The sequence below is a fragment of the Stenotrophomonas sp. GL_101 genome, assembly GCF_057835675.1.
Genome location: NZ_CM174432.1, coordinates 2,149,659 through 2,164,557, shown reverse-complemented (window position 1 = coordinate 2,164,557; position 14,899 = coordinate 2,149,659). Strand labels below are relative to the sequence as shown.

At 67.4% G+C, this 14,899-nt stretch carries 15 protein-coding genes; 5 read left to right on the top strand and 10 right to left on the bottom strand.

Annotated features, from left to right (window positions below; translation table 11 throughout):
- Window positions 1–8: 8 nt before the first annotated feature.
- The 4 genes from AC3IR9_RS09705 to AC3IR9_RS09690 form a co-directional block, all read right to left on the bottom strand.
- Window positions 9–1,385: a Vgb family protein gene (locus AC3IR9_RS09705; protein ID WP_489295522.1), complete on the bottom strand. Its 1,377-nt coding sequence runs from the start codon at window positions 1,383–1,385 to the stop codon at window positions 9–11.
- A gap of 131 nt (window positions 1,386–1,516) precedes the next feature.
- The gene (locus AC3IR9_RS09700) at window positions 1,517–2,521 is read right to left on the bottom strand and encodes an alpha/beta hydrolase (protein WP_489295521.1); all 1,005 of its coding nucleotides are present in this window, start codon (window positions 2,519–2,521) and stop codon (window positions 1,517–1,519) included.
- Window positions 2,522–2,720: 199 nt separating this feature from the next.
- A complete protein-coding gene (locus AC3IR9_RS09695; protein WP_489295520.1) occupies window positions 2,721–2,900 on the bottom strand; it encodes a hypothetical protein in 180 nt (59 codons plus the stop codon).
- A gap of 221 nt (window positions 2,901–3,121) precedes the next feature.
- Window positions 3,122–3,721 carry a TetR/AcrR family transcriptional regulator gene (locus AC3IR9_RS09690; RefSeq protein WP_489295519.1) on the bottom strand — a complete coding sequence of 200 codons (600 nt, stop codon included), beginning with the start codon at window positions 3,719–3,721 and terminating at the stop codon, window positions 3,122–3,124.
- Between the two features lie 74 nt (window positions 3,722–3,795).
- Here AC3IR9_RS09690 and AC3IR9_RS09685 point away from each other — a divergent pair, with 74 nt between their 5' ends.
- On the top strand, window positions 3,796–4,383 hold the full coding sequence (locus AC3IR9_RS09685; RefSeq protein WP_489295518.1) for an NAD(P)H-dependent oxidoreductase: 588 nt from the start codon (window positions 3,796–3,798) through the stop codon (window positions 4,381–4,383).
- Window positions 4,384–4,834: 451 nt separating this feature from the next.
- On the opposite strand, the gene AC3IR9_RS09680 is transcribed toward AC3IR9_RS09685, so the two are convergent.
- The 3 genes from AC3IR9_RS09680 to AC3IR9_RS09670 form a co-directional block, all read right to left on the bottom strand.
- A complete protein-coding gene (locus AC3IR9_RS09680) occupies window positions 4,835–5,209 on the bottom strand; it encodes a DUF805 domain-containing protein (RefSeq protein WP_489295517.1) in 375 nt (124 codons plus the stop codon).
- Window positions 5,210–5,394: 185 nt separating this feature from the next.
- A complete protein-coding gene (locus AC3IR9_RS09675; protein ID WP_489295516.1) occupies window positions 5,395–6,840 on the bottom strand; it encodes an amidohydrolase family protein in 1,446 nt (481 codons plus the stop codon).
- Window positions 6,841–6,959: 119 nt separating this feature from the next.
- Window positions 6,960–7,565 carry a glutathione S-transferase family protein gene (locus AC3IR9_RS09670; RefSeq protein ID WP_489295515.1) on the bottom strand — a complete coding sequence of 202 codons (606 nt, stop codon included), beginning with the start codon at window positions 7,563–7,565 and terminating at the stop codon, window positions 6,960–6,962.
- A 134-nt stretch (window positions 7,566–7,699) separates the two neighbouring features.
- Here AC3IR9_RS09670 and AC3IR9_RS09665 point away from each other — a divergent pair, with 134 nt between their 5' ends.
- From AC3IR9_RS09665 to AC3IR9_RS09650, 4 genes are all read left to right on the top strand, one after another.
- Complete coding sequence (locus tag AC3IR9_RS09665; protein WP_489295514.1) at window positions 7,700–8,680, top strand: helix-turn-helix transcriptional regulator; 981 nt, start codon at window positions 7,700–7,702, stop codon at window positions 8,678–8,680.
- Window positions 8,681–8,752: 72 nt separating this feature from the next.
- On the top strand, window positions 8,753–9,634 hold the full coding sequence (locus AC3IR9_RS09660) for a LysR family transcriptional regulator (RefSeq protein WP_489295513.1): 882 nt from the start codon (window positions 8,753–8,755) through the stop codon (window positions 9,632–9,634).
- Between the two features lie 195 nt (window positions 9,635–9,829).
- A complete protein-coding gene (locus tag AC3IR9_RS09655; protein WP_489295512.1) occupies window positions 9,830–10,456 on the top strand; it encodes a response regulator in 627 nt (208 codons plus the stop codon).
- Window positions 10,457–10,470: 14 nt separating this feature from the next.
- Window positions 10,471–12,744: an ATP-binding protein gene (locus AC3IR9_RS09650; RefSeq protein ID WP_489295511.1), complete on the top strand. Its 2,274-nt coding sequence runs from the start codon at window positions 10,471–10,473 to the stop codon at window positions 12,742–12,744.
- Here AC3IR9_RS09650 and AC3IR9_RS09645 read toward each other — a convergent pair.
- The 3 genes from AC3IR9_RS09645 to AC3IR9_RS09635 all read right to left on the bottom strand — a co-directional run bounded on the left by AC3IR9_RS09645 (window position 12,737) and on the right by AC3IR9_RS09635 (window position 14,792).
- Window positions 12,737–13,009 (bottom strand): hypothetical protein, encoded by a 273-nt coding sequence (locus AC3IR9_RS09645; protein WP_489295510.1) that lies wholly within the window; start codon window positions 13,007–13,009, stop codon window positions 12,737–12,739. The two genes, AC3IR9_RS09650 and AC3IR9_RS09645, sit on opposite strands and share 8 nt — an antisense overlap.
- Before the next feature lie 83 nt (window positions 13,010–13,092).
- Entirely contained in the window at window positions 13,093–13,491 is a 399-nt protein-coding gene (gene crcB, locus AC3IR9_RS09640) for a fluoride efflux transporter CrcB (protein WP_489295509.1), read from the bottom strand.
- The gene (locus AC3IR9_RS09635) at window positions 13,491–14,792 is read right to left on the bottom strand and encodes a replication-associated recombination protein A (protein ID WP_489295508.1); all 1,302 of its coding nucleotides are present in this window, start codon (window positions 14,790–14,792) and stop codon (window positions 13,491–13,493) included. The genes crcB and AC3IR9_RS09635 overlap by 1 nt, the downstream gene beginning before the upstream one ends.
- Between the last annotated feature and the right edge of the window lie 107 nt (window positions 14,793–14,899).

Below are 14,899 nucleotides of genomic sequence, written 5' to 3'. Positions count from 1 at the left end.
CCCATGACTTACTGCTTGCGCAGTGCGATACGGGTGATGTGGTCGCCCTTGGCATCGTCGACGCCGCGCGACTTGTTCACCGCAAACACGTTGCCCTTGCCATCGGCACGGACGTGGTTGGGGAACGTGCCCCCATCGAGGTTGGCCACCACCTTGCCGCTGCGATCGACCACGGTGACCGTACCGGCACCCCGGCTGGTGACATAGGCCAGGCCGGCCTTCGGATCGAAGGCGACATTGAGCGCACCGGCACCCACGGCCACGTCGTGCACCACCTTGCCCGATGCCACATCGACGATCAGCAGGTTGTCGGTGCCCTGCGAGGCCACATACAACCGGTTCTGCCGGGCGTCATAGGCCACCCCGGAGGCACTGATCGCGTTGCCGAGATCGATCACCTTGTCGACCTTGCCGCTGGCCACATCGATCACCGCCGCTTCGGGCGTGCTGATGCTGACGGTGAACAGCTTGCCGCTGGCCTCATCCAGCACCAGGCTCATCGGGACGAACTTGCCGTCATCCACACCCGACGCCAGCACGATCGGTTCCAGCGGCTTGAGGGTTTTAGCATCAAACACCGACAGGTGGTCCTCCCCGCCGGCAGATGCAAAGACCTTGCCGTGCCTGGCATCCACCACCACGTCACGCGCATGCGGCACCGCGCCCACCGGGAACTGGTGCACCAGCGACAGGTCGGACTGGCGATACACCGCCACCGTATCCTGGCGCGTGTTGGTCACCCACACATTGCCGTTCACATCGTCCACGCCCACGCCGTACACCGCGAACACGCTGCCACCCTTGGCATCGGGCACCTGTGCCGGCGTGATCGCCTTGACCACCTTCAGCGAGGTCGGGTCCAGCTTCAGCAGCTGCGACTGGGTGACCGGCGGACGGCCGACCGCGGAGGTGACGAACACCGCATTGCTGGCCGCGCTGTAGGCGGACTGGTACAGGCCCTGCACCAGCTTGTTGGACTGGGTGGCAAAGCGTTCCTGGCCCGACAGCGGCAGCTGCGGCGACACGCGCAGCTTGAGCACCGTCGCGGCGGCCGGCTGGCTGGCACGCACCACTACCGGGTGGGTACCCGGCACGGCGTCGGCGGGGATCTGCAGCTGGGTCTTGAAGTTGCCGTCAGCATCGACGATCAACGGCTGGCCGTTGAGCACGGTCTCGCCGCGCAGCAGGCTGACCTGTTGGCCCGGGACGAAATCCCGGCCAATCACCTCGGCAGTGCTGCCGGGCACGACGTTCTCACCGCGCGAAACGACTTCGCCCTTGAACACACTGACGGGCTGGTCGAACACCGGTTGCGCATTGCCGGCGACAGCCAGCAGCAGGCCGGCGGCCAAAGTGGTGAGACGGAAGGAAGAACGGAACGACATGACAGGCTCCTTGCACGGGGTACCGCGCGGCGCGCGGTGGGTTCAACGGTTGCCTGGGCCGGTGCGCAATGCACATGAAGCCTGGGTAGCGGGGCGCACGGAATAGCCGTGCGAGGAATCAAAACACTCGGTCAGGGCGGCGCGGACACGGCCGTGCTGCGATCACCGACGCCGTACAGCGCGCTCAGCGCGGCCTGCAGCGAGGCGGGCAGCATCGGCCCATGGCCGAGCCCCTCGAATTCGCGGTACTGCACCTGCAACCCGGGCACCTTGCCCAGGCGCTGCGCCAACTGCATCGCCGCATCCGGGGTGGCCCCGCCGATGCGGCGCAGATGGGCCACCACGCGCGGGTTGTCCATGTCGCGCTTGCCGCGGTCGCCGACGCGCTCGGCACCGCCGAGCATCATCCACAAACGGGCCGGCTGGCCGTGTTGGCTTTCCAGGAACTGCTGTTCAAGGTCGCCCAGCGCTGCGCCCTGGTTCCACCACAATGACGGACTGGCGGCCAGGTAGTACTGGAACGCCGCCGGACGCGTGTACAGGCTGCTCAGCACGAACAGCCCGCCCAGCGAGTGGCCCCACAGCGCCTGCTGCTGGCGATCGATGGGCGCGCGCTTTTCCACCTCCGGCTTGATCCGGCGCTCGATCAGGTCCTGGAACGCAAACGCACCGCCGCCGACCACCGTCGGCGTGCCGCTTTCATCGTCGGCTCGATCGATCCACGCGGTGTAATCGGCGGTGCGTGCCGCCGAGTCGATGCGCAGGTCGTTGTCATAGCCGATGAACACCAAAACCGGTGCCGCTTTGGCCGCCAGCTCGGCGAGCAGCGGCTGGTCGATCACCATCGCCGCCGCGTTGCCATCGAGCATGTACAACACCGGCGCCGGTGCCTTCCCCGCCCGCACTGGAATGCCAACATTGACCTGCCAGCGGCGCTGTCCGTCCGGGCTGTCCAGGGTGAAGCGCTCGAAGCGGTAGCTCTGCGCTTTCTGCTCGAAAATACTGTTGCTCACCCGCTGTTGCGGATTGCGCTGCTGCGCCGACGCACTCGGCAACGCGCAGGCCAGGCACAGCACGAGGCCAGCCAGGGGCAGCAGGACAGGTGATCGGCGGCGGGCCGCAAGGGACAGGATCATGGGTACGGGTGGGTGGCGGCGCAGGCGGCGCAGCCCTCTTCACAAGGGGACAACGCAGTCTACCTCAAATGCGAATGCTTATCACATAGATCATGTGTCACGCTGTATCCGGCCCGCCGATCCGACCACTCACCGGCGCACATGCAAAAGGCCCGACCATGTGGCCGGGCCCTCGCGCATCGTTCAGTGGACAGTCGACTTATTCTTCTTCGTCCTGACCGCCCTGCTGGCGCTCGCGCTTCTGTTCCTGGTTGGGATCCTGCTGTTGCTGCTGGCCGTCGCGCTGCTTGTCGCGCTCCTGCTGGTTCTGCTGGTTCTGCTGACCAGGTTGATTCTTCTGGTCCTGCTGCGGGTTCGGCTGGTTCTGGTTGGTGCCCATCGCTGCATCTCCGGTAGTCGGCATCGTGATCGTTGCCGGTGACTCCACCGTAGGCGGCGGCGCGTTACTGCTGCGTGCCGCGCAAGGCTCCTGCCCTAGACACGGTCGGCATGTCGGTAAACAGTTCATGCCGTGCACCCTGCACGTCACTGCGTTGACACAGTTGTCGCAGCCGCTTTACATGCGGGACGGTGCGGCAATCCTGCGCAATGGCTGTCGGCTCAACCGCGCGCGACCATCGCCATGATCGTCGCGGTCAACTCCTGTTCGGCCTGCACGGCGGTGATGTCACCGTTGACCGCCGCGTAGGACAACCCTTCGGCCGCCCCCAGCATTCCCCACAAACCGGCCAATGGCAGTCTTGCTGCGTGCGCGAACGGCGCCAGCAACGCTCGGCATTGCTCGATGAAGATCGCCTCGTACTCGCGCTTGATCCGCGCCAGTTCCGGCGAGCCGGCCAACGCGGCGATCACGCCTGGAATCTCGCGGCCCTGGGTCTGCACACACGCCACGTAGGAACGTGCGATCACTGCGGCCTTGTCGGCCAGTGTCGGCCCGCTGGTGGCCAGCGCGGCCTCCATCACTACACCCTGGCGCCGGTCGAAATCACGGTAGAGCGCAGCCAACAACCCGGCGCGCGTGCCGAAATGGTCGTACACCACCGGCTTGGTCACCCCTGCCTGCTCGGCCAGGCGGCCCAGCGTGAGCGCCTCGGTGCCTTCCTCGCGCACCAGTTGCCAGGCATGGGTCAACAACTGCTGCAAACGCTGCTCGCGACTCATCCGACGACGCGGCACGGCAACGGGAGGCGGACTTGACATGGCTATATACCAATCGTAACTTACGAACCGTAACTTACCAAAAGTATACACCCCCTCCTCCCCCGGACCCACGCATGCACACGCTCATCGCCTTCTCCCATCCCGACCCCGGCTCGCTCACCCATGCCGTCGCCACGCAGCTCGCGCAGGGCATCACCCAGGCCCGGCCCGACGTGACCGTGGCACTGGCCGACCTCAGCGCGGAGGGTTTCGACCCCCGCTTTTCCCAGGCCGACCTGGACGCCCATCATCACCGACGCCCGTCGCCGGACGACGTGCGCGCCGAGCAGATCCGCCTGGACCGCGCCGACGCCCTGGTGCTGGTGTTCCCGGTGTACTGGTGGGCAATGCCGGCCCTGCTCAAAGGCTGGATCGACCGGGTGTTCTCCAACGGCTGGGCCTACGACGACACCGACGGCAGCGTGCGCAAGAAACTGGGCCACCTGGACGTCCACCTGGTCGGCCTCGGGGGTGCCGACCTGCGCACCTGGACCAAGCGCGGCTACACCGATGCCATGAAGACCCAGATCGACACCGGCATCTTCAACTACTGTGGCGCCCCGGTGGTGTCCTCCACGTTGCTGCTGGAGGTCGATACCACCGGCGCGCCGGCGGCACTGGCGGCAGCAACCGACATCGGCGCCGCCATCGCAGGTCGCTGAGCGGCTGCATCATCGACAAAAAAGAATGCTTCGCCCAACTGCGGGAAAGCAGGAAGGCGGAGCCATTCATTGGTTCCCACGCTGGGCAGGGGTGGGTCGAGATCCGCGTCACCACCAACGGTGGTGACCTACCTCCGCATCGGTGCCCGCGTGTCGGGAACCAAGGCGGCCTGCGGCAAACATCGAAGTGTGCAGTTGCGTTCCGCAAGCCGAGCCGCTTGGCGGCCGGCAGGTCCTTGGCAAAATAAAGGAGGAGGCCGGCGCCGCAGGCGTCGACCGGGGGACATTTGCACAAGGGCCTGCCGGCCGCCAAGCGGCCCCGGACGCTAGCGATATAGCCCCCGCAATCTGCTGTCGCCCTGTGGGTGAACCAATCCCCTAACATGAGAGAAAAACCAAAAAAAAACGCCCCGCACTGCGGGGCGTCTGCAACGTCTGCGTGCCGGCAGGATCAGACCTGCGGCGGCACCGGACCGAAGCGGTTCTCACCCGGGGTACCCGGCATCACGTTGAACACCAGCAGGATGATGCCGCCCACGAACGGAATCAGGCTGACCAGGATGAACCAGCCAGACTTGTCGATGTCGTGCAGGCGACGGATCGCCACGGCGATCGCCGGGACAATCACACCCAGCGAGAACAGCCCCAACAGCACGCCGAACAGGCCCGACACCAGGTTGCTCTCCATGGCGGCACCAAGACCGATGCCGGCGTAGCCGACAATCATCACCAGCCACAGGAACAACTGGAACATCCAGTATTCCTTGCGACCGGAACGGCCATCGAACTGGGCATAGCGGTGGAACGGAAGCAGCATCGATTTCATGGGATTCACTTCATCCTGAAGGTGGAAAGACCTGCCTCTCGGTAACCCGCGAGCGCGGACCACGTAGCAGGGCGGCGCGCAGGATAACAGCTGTTCAGGTACTTTGGATTGCCGATCAGGTCATCCCGGCCGGAACGTTGAAAACGTTTCCGGAAAACCGGGCACAGACTTGCCCGGCACCCCCATCAGCCTTGCGCCGCCTTCCACGCCGCCACCTTGGCCCGTGCCTGCTCCAGCAGCGCATCCAACGCCTTGCGGTCGTAGACCTGCCCTCGCAACACCACCGTATCGATGCCGCGGGTCGCCTGGATGTCCTGCAGCGGATTGCGCTCCAGCAGGACAAGATCGGCGGCCTTGCCCGCGGCGATCCCGCCATAGCGATCCAGCGTGCCGAACCAGCCCGGGCCGGCGCGGGTCGCCGCCGACAGCGCCTGGGCCGGGCTCAAGCCCTCCTTGACGAACAATGACAGCTCGTCATGCAACCCGATGCCGGGATAGTTGAACGAATTGAGGAAGCCGGCATCGGTGCCGGCCATGATCGTGACCCCGGCCTGCTGCAGCATCGGCAGCACCGCCGCCACCTGGTGATACTGCTTATGGCGTGCCTGGATCTGCGCCGGCGTCGCCTTGGCGGCGCGCTCCACCCGCCAGGCATACGTGGCCTGCAGCTTGGGGCCGATGTAAGCCAGGTAAGGATCGTTGGCGTGGTCGTCCTGGTCGAGGAAATCCAGGATGCGCCCACCATTGAGCGTGGGCGTTACGGACACGCCCTTGGCCGCGAACCCGCGATAGGCGGCCATCGCCGTGTCACGATCAAAACCGGCGTCGAGGCGGGCATTGGCCTGCGCACGGTCGATCCGCTTGGCAGCGAAATCCGCCGCGATCGACGCCTCATCCTTCACCCCCGCCTTATAGGCGTAGTCCAGGTGTTCGATCGAGCTGATCCCCGCATCCACCGCCTGCTGTACCGTCAACGCCATCGGAATGTGCCCCGATGCCCGCAGGCCGTTGGCGCGCGCGCCACGCACCGCCGCCAGGAACAACTCCGGGGTCAGCGTGCTGTCGGTGATTTTGACGAAGTCGACCTGGTCCTTCTTCAGGCGCACGAAGGCCGCGTCGAGATCGGCCTGGCTGCCCACTTCGATCGTGCCCTTCCAGACCGGCTTGATGCCTTCGATCTTGGCCCCGGAGGTAAACAACTGCGGCCCGACCAGGCTGCCATCGCGGATCTGGCCACGCCACTGCAGCACCTGCCCGGGCAGGTCGCCGGAGGCATCGCGGATGGTGGTGATGCCATGGGCGATGTAAAGCGGCAACAGCGCCTTGTTCTCTTCAATCAGGTCCGGGCCACCGCCGAAATGCACGTGCATGTCCCACAGCCCCGGAATCAGGTAGCGGCCCTTTGCCTCGATCCGGCGCGGCGCGCGCCACTGCCCGGCGATGACCGCATCTTCGCCGACCGCCACGATGGTGTCGCCGCGGACCACCACGCTCTGGTGGGCCACGGTGCGGGCGTGCTCCACGTCCACCACGGTGGCCTGGCGGATGATCAGGTCGGCCTGTTCGGCGGAGAACGCCGGGGTGGCCAGCATCAGCAGGGTCGGAACCAACGCGCACAGCGACTTTTTCATGGGAGGGCTTGAATCAGGGAGACCGGGCCACGATAAGACCCGGCCACCCGCATGCACCAGTTAAATCTGGGCATGCATTGCATGCAGTAATCAAATGCCACCGCATCCAGCGTGCGCGCTCACACCTCGCCCTGCATCGCCGGCCGCGACTGCAGCCGGGTCAGCCATGCCTTGACCTGCGGATGCGCGTCGACATCGGCACCGAAGTACACCCCGTACCCCACCACCGAGCCCACCACCAGGTCCACCAGCGAGTAGGCCTCACCGAGCAGCCACGACTGCTCGGCCAGGCGTGCTTCCAGCAGGTCCAGCAGTTCGTTGACCCCGGCCAGCGCCGCGGCGGCATGCTCGTGGCTGCGCAACGCCTCGTCGCGGGTGGCCAGCCACAGCCGCGTCAGCAGTGCGGCATAGGTGACGTAGGCCCAGGTAGTCCAGGACAGCGCCTGCACCCGCTCGGCACTGCCTTCGGCCGGCCACACGCCCTGGGCCACCCCGTAGCGCGCCCCCAGCCACTGCAGGATCGCCAGGCCCTCGAACATCGGCGTGCCATCGATCGCCAGGCACGGCACCTTGCCATTGGGATTGATCGCCAGGTACTCCGGCGTGCGCTGCTCGCCACCGCGGATGTCGATCCGGACCCGCTCGTGCGGGACCGCCAGTTCGGCCAGCGCGCAGGCGACCGGGGTAGCGCTGGACATCGGGTGCCAATAGAAGACGAGGGACATGTGCAACTCCTTGTGGATGATCGAGGTGTGGATGGTCGAGGTAGAACGGTGCTGCCTGTGGCCTTGCACCCTGGCCACAGGCTAGCCACCATTGCGGACAGTTCCTGTCCTCGACCATCGCCGACACTGCCGCCGTGCTCACCACCTCCTCGCGCCTGCTCAGCCTGCTGTCCCTGCTGCAATCACGACCGCACTGGACCGGTGCGGCGCTGGCCGAACGCATGCAGGTGCACGCGCGCACCCTGCGCCGCGACATCGACCGCCTGCGCCAGCTCGGCTACCCGATCCAGGCCAGCAGCGGCGTCGCCGGCGGCTACGCGTTCCGCGCCGGCCGCGCCCTGCCGCCGCTGCTGCTGGATGACGAAGAAGCCCTGGCCGCGGCGGTGGCACTGCGCACCGCGGTGACCGGAACGGTCAGCGGCATCGAACAGACCGCGATCACCGCCTTGGTAAAGCTGGAACAGGTGATGCCAGCGCGCCTGCGCAAGCGCCTGGATGCGCTGCGCTCGGCGATCCTGCCGCTGGACCAGTCCGGCCCGGTGGTCGACGCCAGCGTTCTGGCGATGCTCGCCGGTGCCTGTCGCGACCAGCTGCAGCTGCACTTCGACTACGCCGACCGCAGCGACCAGCGCAGCCAGCGGCGGGTGGAGCCGCAGGGCGTGGTGCACACCGATCGACGCTGGTACCTGGTGGCATGGGACCTGGCGCGCCAGGACTGGCGCACGTTCCGGATCGACCGCCTGACGGCCGCGCCGGTGGTTGGCGTGCATTTCAGCCCGCGCACCGGCCCTGGCAACGGCGACCTGCGCACCTGGGTAGCCCAGCAGCTGTCGCTGGGCCAGTCCGCCGACCAGGCGCGGATCATCCTGCATGCCCCGCTGGCAGCCATGCGGCAGCAGATTCCGGCGTCGGCCGGGGCGCTGGAAGCGGTCGATGAACAGCGTTGCCTGCTCCGCTGCGGTGCCAGCCCGCACGGCTCGATCGTGTATTGGCTGATGGCCATCGACCTGGAGTTCGAAGTGCTCGGCCCGCCGGCGCTGCAGCAGAAACTGCGCGAGGCCGGCGAGCGCATTGCACGCGGGCTGGCCCGTGCCGCAGCCAGCGCCACCGGCTGACGCGCCAAGCCCAGGTTTGCCGCACCGACGCGGCCATGTTAGAACGCAAGCCCCCTGTCGATGGAGGCAACCGTGGCCACCCCAGCAACCTCCCATCGCAGCCTGTTCGACCTGGATCTGCTGCGCGCGATCGTCACCGTCGCCGACTGCGGCAGCTTCACCACCGCCGCCGCCCGCCTGCACTCCACCCAGTCCACGATCAGCCAGAAGATCCGCCGGCTCGAAGACATGGCCGGGCACCCGCTGCTGGTCCGTGGCAACCGCGACGTGCACCCCACCGACGCCGGCCAGACCCTGCTCGGCCACGCCCGCCAGATGCTGGCGCTGAACGAGCAGATGCTGCAAGTGCTGGCCGGCGCCACCGTGGCGGTCACCGTACGCCTGGGGGTGCCGGAGGATTTCGTCAACGCGCGGACCACGCGCTTGCTGGGCAGCTTCAACCGCCGCTACCCGCAGGTGAAGCTGGAGGTGACCAGCGGCCTCAGTCGCGACCTTGCCAATGGCTATGACCACGGCGAACTGGACCTGGTACTGGTCAAGCAGCGGCGCAACAGCCGCGAAGCCGTCGCATGCTGGCCCGAGCCGATGCGCTGGGTGGACAGCGCGCGCAACCCCTGCATCACCCTTGACCCGGTGCCATTGGTCACCTTCCCACCACGTGGCCTGTACCGCGACGAGCTGATCGCGGCAGTGGAAGCCATGGGCCGGCGTTGGCGGATCAGCTTCACCAGCTCCAGCCTCAGCGGCATCCAGGGTGCGGTTGCCGATGGCATGGGCATCAGCCTGTTACCGGCACGCGCGATGACCCGCGAGCACCGTGCACTGAGCCGTCGCCACGGGCTGCCGCCCATGCAGACCATGGAAATCGCACTGTTGCACCGCCCCGGCGCCACGCCACTGGTGCATGAACTGGCCACCCGTTTCTCGCGGTTGCTGGATCGCGAGCGACGCTGACGTCGCCCTGCCGAACCACCCGGCCGACCGCAACGCGACCGATCGGATGCGCCCGGAAAGTGACGGGGCTCGCGTACCGGATGTAGGAATAGTCCTAAATTTGCACTGAGGCGGCATTACCGCACATACAAGTGAGGAGAATTCCTCAAAACTTCCCAGCGCGTGCCTCCCTTTGTCAACCAGCATCCAGATCCCATGAGCGGACAGGCCTCTTCCCGCACCTTGACGATCGCCCTGCTCGACGACCATGACGTTGTCCGGCACGGCACCTTCGTCCACCTCGCTACCGACCCACGTTTCAACGTGGTCGGAAGTCATGCACACAGCGACGGCCTCATCGCCACGCTCACGACCCATCGCGTGGACGTGGCGGTGGTGGACTACCTGCTGGCCAGCAACGACCTGGCGGGGCTGGAACTGCTCACCCTGCTGAAAAACCGCTTCCCTGGCGTGCGCCCCTTGTTGTTCACCGCATACACCGGCCGGGTGATGCTGTCCAGCGTGATGCGCGCCGGCGCGGCCGGCGTGGTGACCAAGACCGAGCGACTGGATGCCCTGGCCGAGGCCGTGGCACAGGTGGCCAGCGGGCTGCACCGGCTGCCCGCCGGCATCAGAGGCTCGACCGAGGAGGCCACGCTGTCACGCAGCGAGCGCGAGGTACTGCAGTTGTGCCTGGCCGGGATGACGGTGACCGAGATCGCCCTGCGTCGTCACCGCAGCATCAAAACGGTCAGCACGCAGAAACACGCCGCGCTGCGCAAACTCGGGCTGCGCAACGATGGTGAGCTGTATACCCTGCGCCACCAGCTGGCACCACTGTGAGTGCGGCGGCCTGGATGCTGGCAAGTGCGCTGCTGGCCACGGCACCACCCACCACGATGGCGCCGGCACCTGCAGCGCGCACGGTAAGGGTCGCACTGGATCCCACGCAGTACCAGGTGCTGGCGCCCGCAACGCAGCCAGGCCCTTCGGCCCACCTGACCCGAGGCTACACCGCCCTGGTCAGCGCCCACTCCGGCATGCAGATCCAGCCCTATCAAGTGGCGTCCAGCCAGGAGGCCATGCTCGCCGTCTGTGACCACCACGCCGACCTCATGCTGCTGCTGGGCCCGATAGAGCTGCCGCCCTGCCCGCTCATCAGTTCGCGCGCCTACTATCGGGGCGAAACCGTGGTAGCCAGCCGACGCGGCTCCCGCGCCGTGGTCGTGCTGGACAACGGTCAATCGCACCGCGTGGCCGTGGCCCAAGGCAGTCGTTACCCCGCGTGGCTGCAGGCGCACTATCCGCAATTGCAGGTCGTCGCCGCACCGGACCTGCGCGCCGCGCTGTCGGCGCTGGAAGCTGGCGCCGTCGATGCCGCCTTGGGCCTGGATGTCGTGATGCGCCCACTGGTCCGCCGGGACTACGCCAACGACCTGCTGCTGCGCAGTGGGCCTGACGACCTGCCCGGCAATCTCCATCTTGTGGCGCGTAGCAGCGACCAACCGTTGCTGGAGCAGATCGAGGCCGCCCTCCAGGCGGTGACCCCGCAGCAGCACGGCCTACTCCTCCAGCAACTGGCACGGCACGGTTACATCGACGTCCCTACCGTGGCCGCCGTGGTTCAGCATTTCCGCTGGGAACTGCTGCTGTTGGGCACGGCCTTGTCGCTACTGCTGGCCGCCACCTGCTGGCTTGCACACGCGCAGCATTCGGCGCAGCGCAGCAATCGCCGCCAGGCGCGCTTCATCGGCGTGATGAGCCACGAAGTGCGCAATGCCGCGCAGACGCTGGTGTCATCGGTGGAACTGCTGAGCCACTCCGGCCTGGACCAGGGCCAACGGCAATTGGTCAATGCCGCGCGTGCCGCCGGCGGCGGCCTTCGGCAACTGCTGGGCCGGGCCCTGGAGCACGCGCGCATGGCGGCCGGGAAGTACCAGCCACGCCCGCAATGGCACGACATCGCCCCGTTGCTACGCGATTGCCTCGCGACGATCGCCCCGGCAGCGACGGCCAACGGGGTGCACCTGGCGCTGGCGATCGAACCGGACCCGCTACCGTCGCTGTGGATCGACGCCCACGCGTTGCGCCAGATGCTCGACAACCTGCTGGACAACGCGCTGAAGTTCACCGACCACGGGCATATCGCACTCGAGGCGAGCCTGTGCCACACCGCCGCCCGCACCGAACTACAGCTGGTCGTCAGCGATACCGGCATCGGCATTCCGGCCCACCACCACGCCAGCGTGTTCGGCGCGTACGCACGGACCCCCGATGCGCAGGTGCGCGACGCCAGTGGCACTGGCCTGGGCCTGTCGATCTGCCGCGAGCTGGCCCAGGCGTTGCACGGCAGCATCCAACTGAGCAGCACGCCCGCACGCGGCAGCCGCTTCGCGCTGCTGCTGCCGGTCTCGGTGCGCCCGCTCGCCACGCCCCCACGCGCGGCGCCACTGGCCGGGTGCTCACTGCTGCTGGTGGAGGATCACGCCCTGAACCGGGTGCTGGCGGCCCGCCAGCTGACCGTCCTGGGCGCTTCGGTGCGCTCCTGTCGCGATGGCGCCAGCGCGCTGCGGCGGCAGGCGGCGGCGGCCAGTGACGTCGTGCTGATCGACTGCACCCTGGCAGACATGAGCGGCTACCAGCTGGCCGAAACACTGCGCCGCATCGAGCGCGCACGGGCGCGCCCGGCCGCACGGCTGGTGGCGCTCTCGGCCGCCACCTCGCAGGCCCATGTGCAGCGTTGCCGTGCCAGCGGCATGGATGCGGTGCTGGGCAAGCCACTGGACCCCGAACAGCTGCTGGCGGTACTGGGCGTGGACAGCGCCGACCCTGCCGGGACCGGCACGCTTGCCCGCGGCGATCCGCTCTGGTTGCCCTTGCTGGATTCCCTGCGCGACGAGCTGCCCGGCCTGCAGCGCGCCCAGGGCAACCGCCAGGGTGCGCCACTGGCCTACCACGCCCACCGCCTCAGCGGCGTACTCCACCTGCTGGATCAAGCCGAACTGGCCGGGACCGCGGCAGACCTGCATGAGCTTGCCCTGGACGCGGATGCCGACTGGAGCGAAGTGGATCGATTGCTTGCCCACCTGCAGCGCAGCATCCAGGCGATGGGCCAGGCGACACCTACTTGAGCTGGAGCGGGTAGCGCTGCCACAGGACGTGGACCAGGAAGCCGGTCAGCTCGGGGTCCCGGCTGCTGATCGCCGCGCGGATCTTGTCCAGCAGCACCATGTCACTGCAGATGCGCACATCGGCATGACCGGCCTCGCCGGCACGTCGCGCACGGTAGCGCGCAGCGCGCTGCGCATCGGTCATCGCATAGCCGAATTTGGGCGGACGGCCGCGCTTGCGCGGCAGCATCAGCTCCAGGGTGCCGGGGTCTTGTTCATCGCGCATGACGGACGAGGATGCGAACGGGGGCGCGCACCATATCGTGAGACATCACTTTAATCCAGCGTTTTGCGCGATCCAGCGGCGCGTCAGCGCCACGCCTCGGCCACGCGCGCGCCCAACCACACCATCAGCATGCCGCCCGCCAGGCTCACGCCCAAGTACAACGGCATCATCGGCGCGCGACCGGTACGTGCAAACACCAGGGTTTCCAGCATCAACGAGGAGAACGTGGTGAGCCCGCCGATGATCCCCACGAGCAGGAACGCGCGCCAGTAGAGGGCCGCATTGCCGCGGCTGTGCAGCCAGACCATCACGTAACCGGCCGCGAACGAGCCGATCAGGTTGACCGTCAACGTGCCCCACGGAAAGCCATTGCCGAACTGCCGCAGCATCGCGTCACCGACCATGAAGCGCAGCGCAGCGCCCAGCGCGCCGCCAGCCATCACCACGCCCAGTTGCTGCCACCACACGGTAAGCCCGTCCATCACGTCGACCCCTTGTCCGCACGCGCCTGTTCGCGCGCCGCCCGCAACCGATCCAGCTTGTCCTTGAGCTTGATCTCCAGCCCGCGCGCGACCGGCTGGTAGTACACGCGCTCGCCCATCGCATCGGGGAAGCCGGTCTGGTCCAGCGCGATGCCACCCTCGGCATCGTGGTCGTACTGGTACTCCTTGCCGTAGCCCAGCTCCTTCATCAGCTTGGTCGGCGCGTTGCGCAGGTGCAGCGGCACCTCCTGGGTGCCGGTTTCCCGGACCTCGCGCTTGGCCTGGTTGAAGGCGGCGTAGCCGGCGTTGGACTTGGCGGTACTGGCCAGATACAGCACCAGCTGCGCGAAGGCCAGCTCACCCTCGGGGCTGCCCAGGCGCTCGTAGATGTCCCATGCCTCCAGCGCCATCGACTGCGCGCGCGGATCGGCCAGGCCGATGTCTTCGATCGCCATCCGGGTCAGCCGCCGCGCCAGGTAGGAGGGATCGCAGCCGCCATCGAGCATGCGCGTCAGCCAGTACAGTGCCGCATCCGGGTTGGAACTGCGCACTGACTTGTGCAGGGCCGAAATCTGGTCATAGAACTGCTCGCCGCCCTTGTCGAAACGACGCGTGCGGTCGGCCAGCACCTGCAGCAGCATCTCCGGGCCGATCCGCCCGCCCTCGCTGCCCGCCAGCTCGGCGGCGATTTCCAGCAGGGTCAGCGCGCGACGCACGTCGCCATCGGCGGCCGTGGCGATTTCCAGCAACGATTCCGGCGCCACCTCGACACCCTCCCCGCCCAGGCCGCGCCCACTGTCCTGCAACGCACGCTCCAGCGCTTCGACAATATCGGCGGGAGAAACCGACTCCAGTACGTGCACCCGGCAGCGCGACAGCAGCGCTGAATTCAGTTCAAAGGAGGGGTTTTCGGTGGTGGCGCCGACAAAGACGATGGTGCCGCGCTCGATGTGCGGCAGGAACGCATCCTGCTGCGCCTTGTTGAAGCGATGCACCTCGTCCACGAACAGCACCGTGCGGCGGCCCTCGGCGAAGCGATGCGCGGCCTCGGCCAGCACCTGGCGCACCTCGGGCAGGCCCGACAGCACCGCCGAGATGGCACGGAACTCAGCATCGGCGTAGTGCGCCAGTAGCAGCGCCAGGGTGGTTTTACCGCAGCCCGGTGGCCCCCACAGGATCATCGAATGCACATGGCCGGACTCGACCGCCCGGCGCAGCGCGCTGCCCGGTGCCAGCAGGCGCTTCTGGCCCACCATTTCATCCAGGGTCTGCGGGCGCATCCGCTCGGCGAGCGGACGCATGCTGTCTCGATCCACGGTCAGCAGATCGGGCGCGTTGAATGTCGTTCGGTTTCTGGCCACCTGTGCATTCTAGCGTAGCGCCGGGTTCTGCCCGGCTGCCGTTGGCG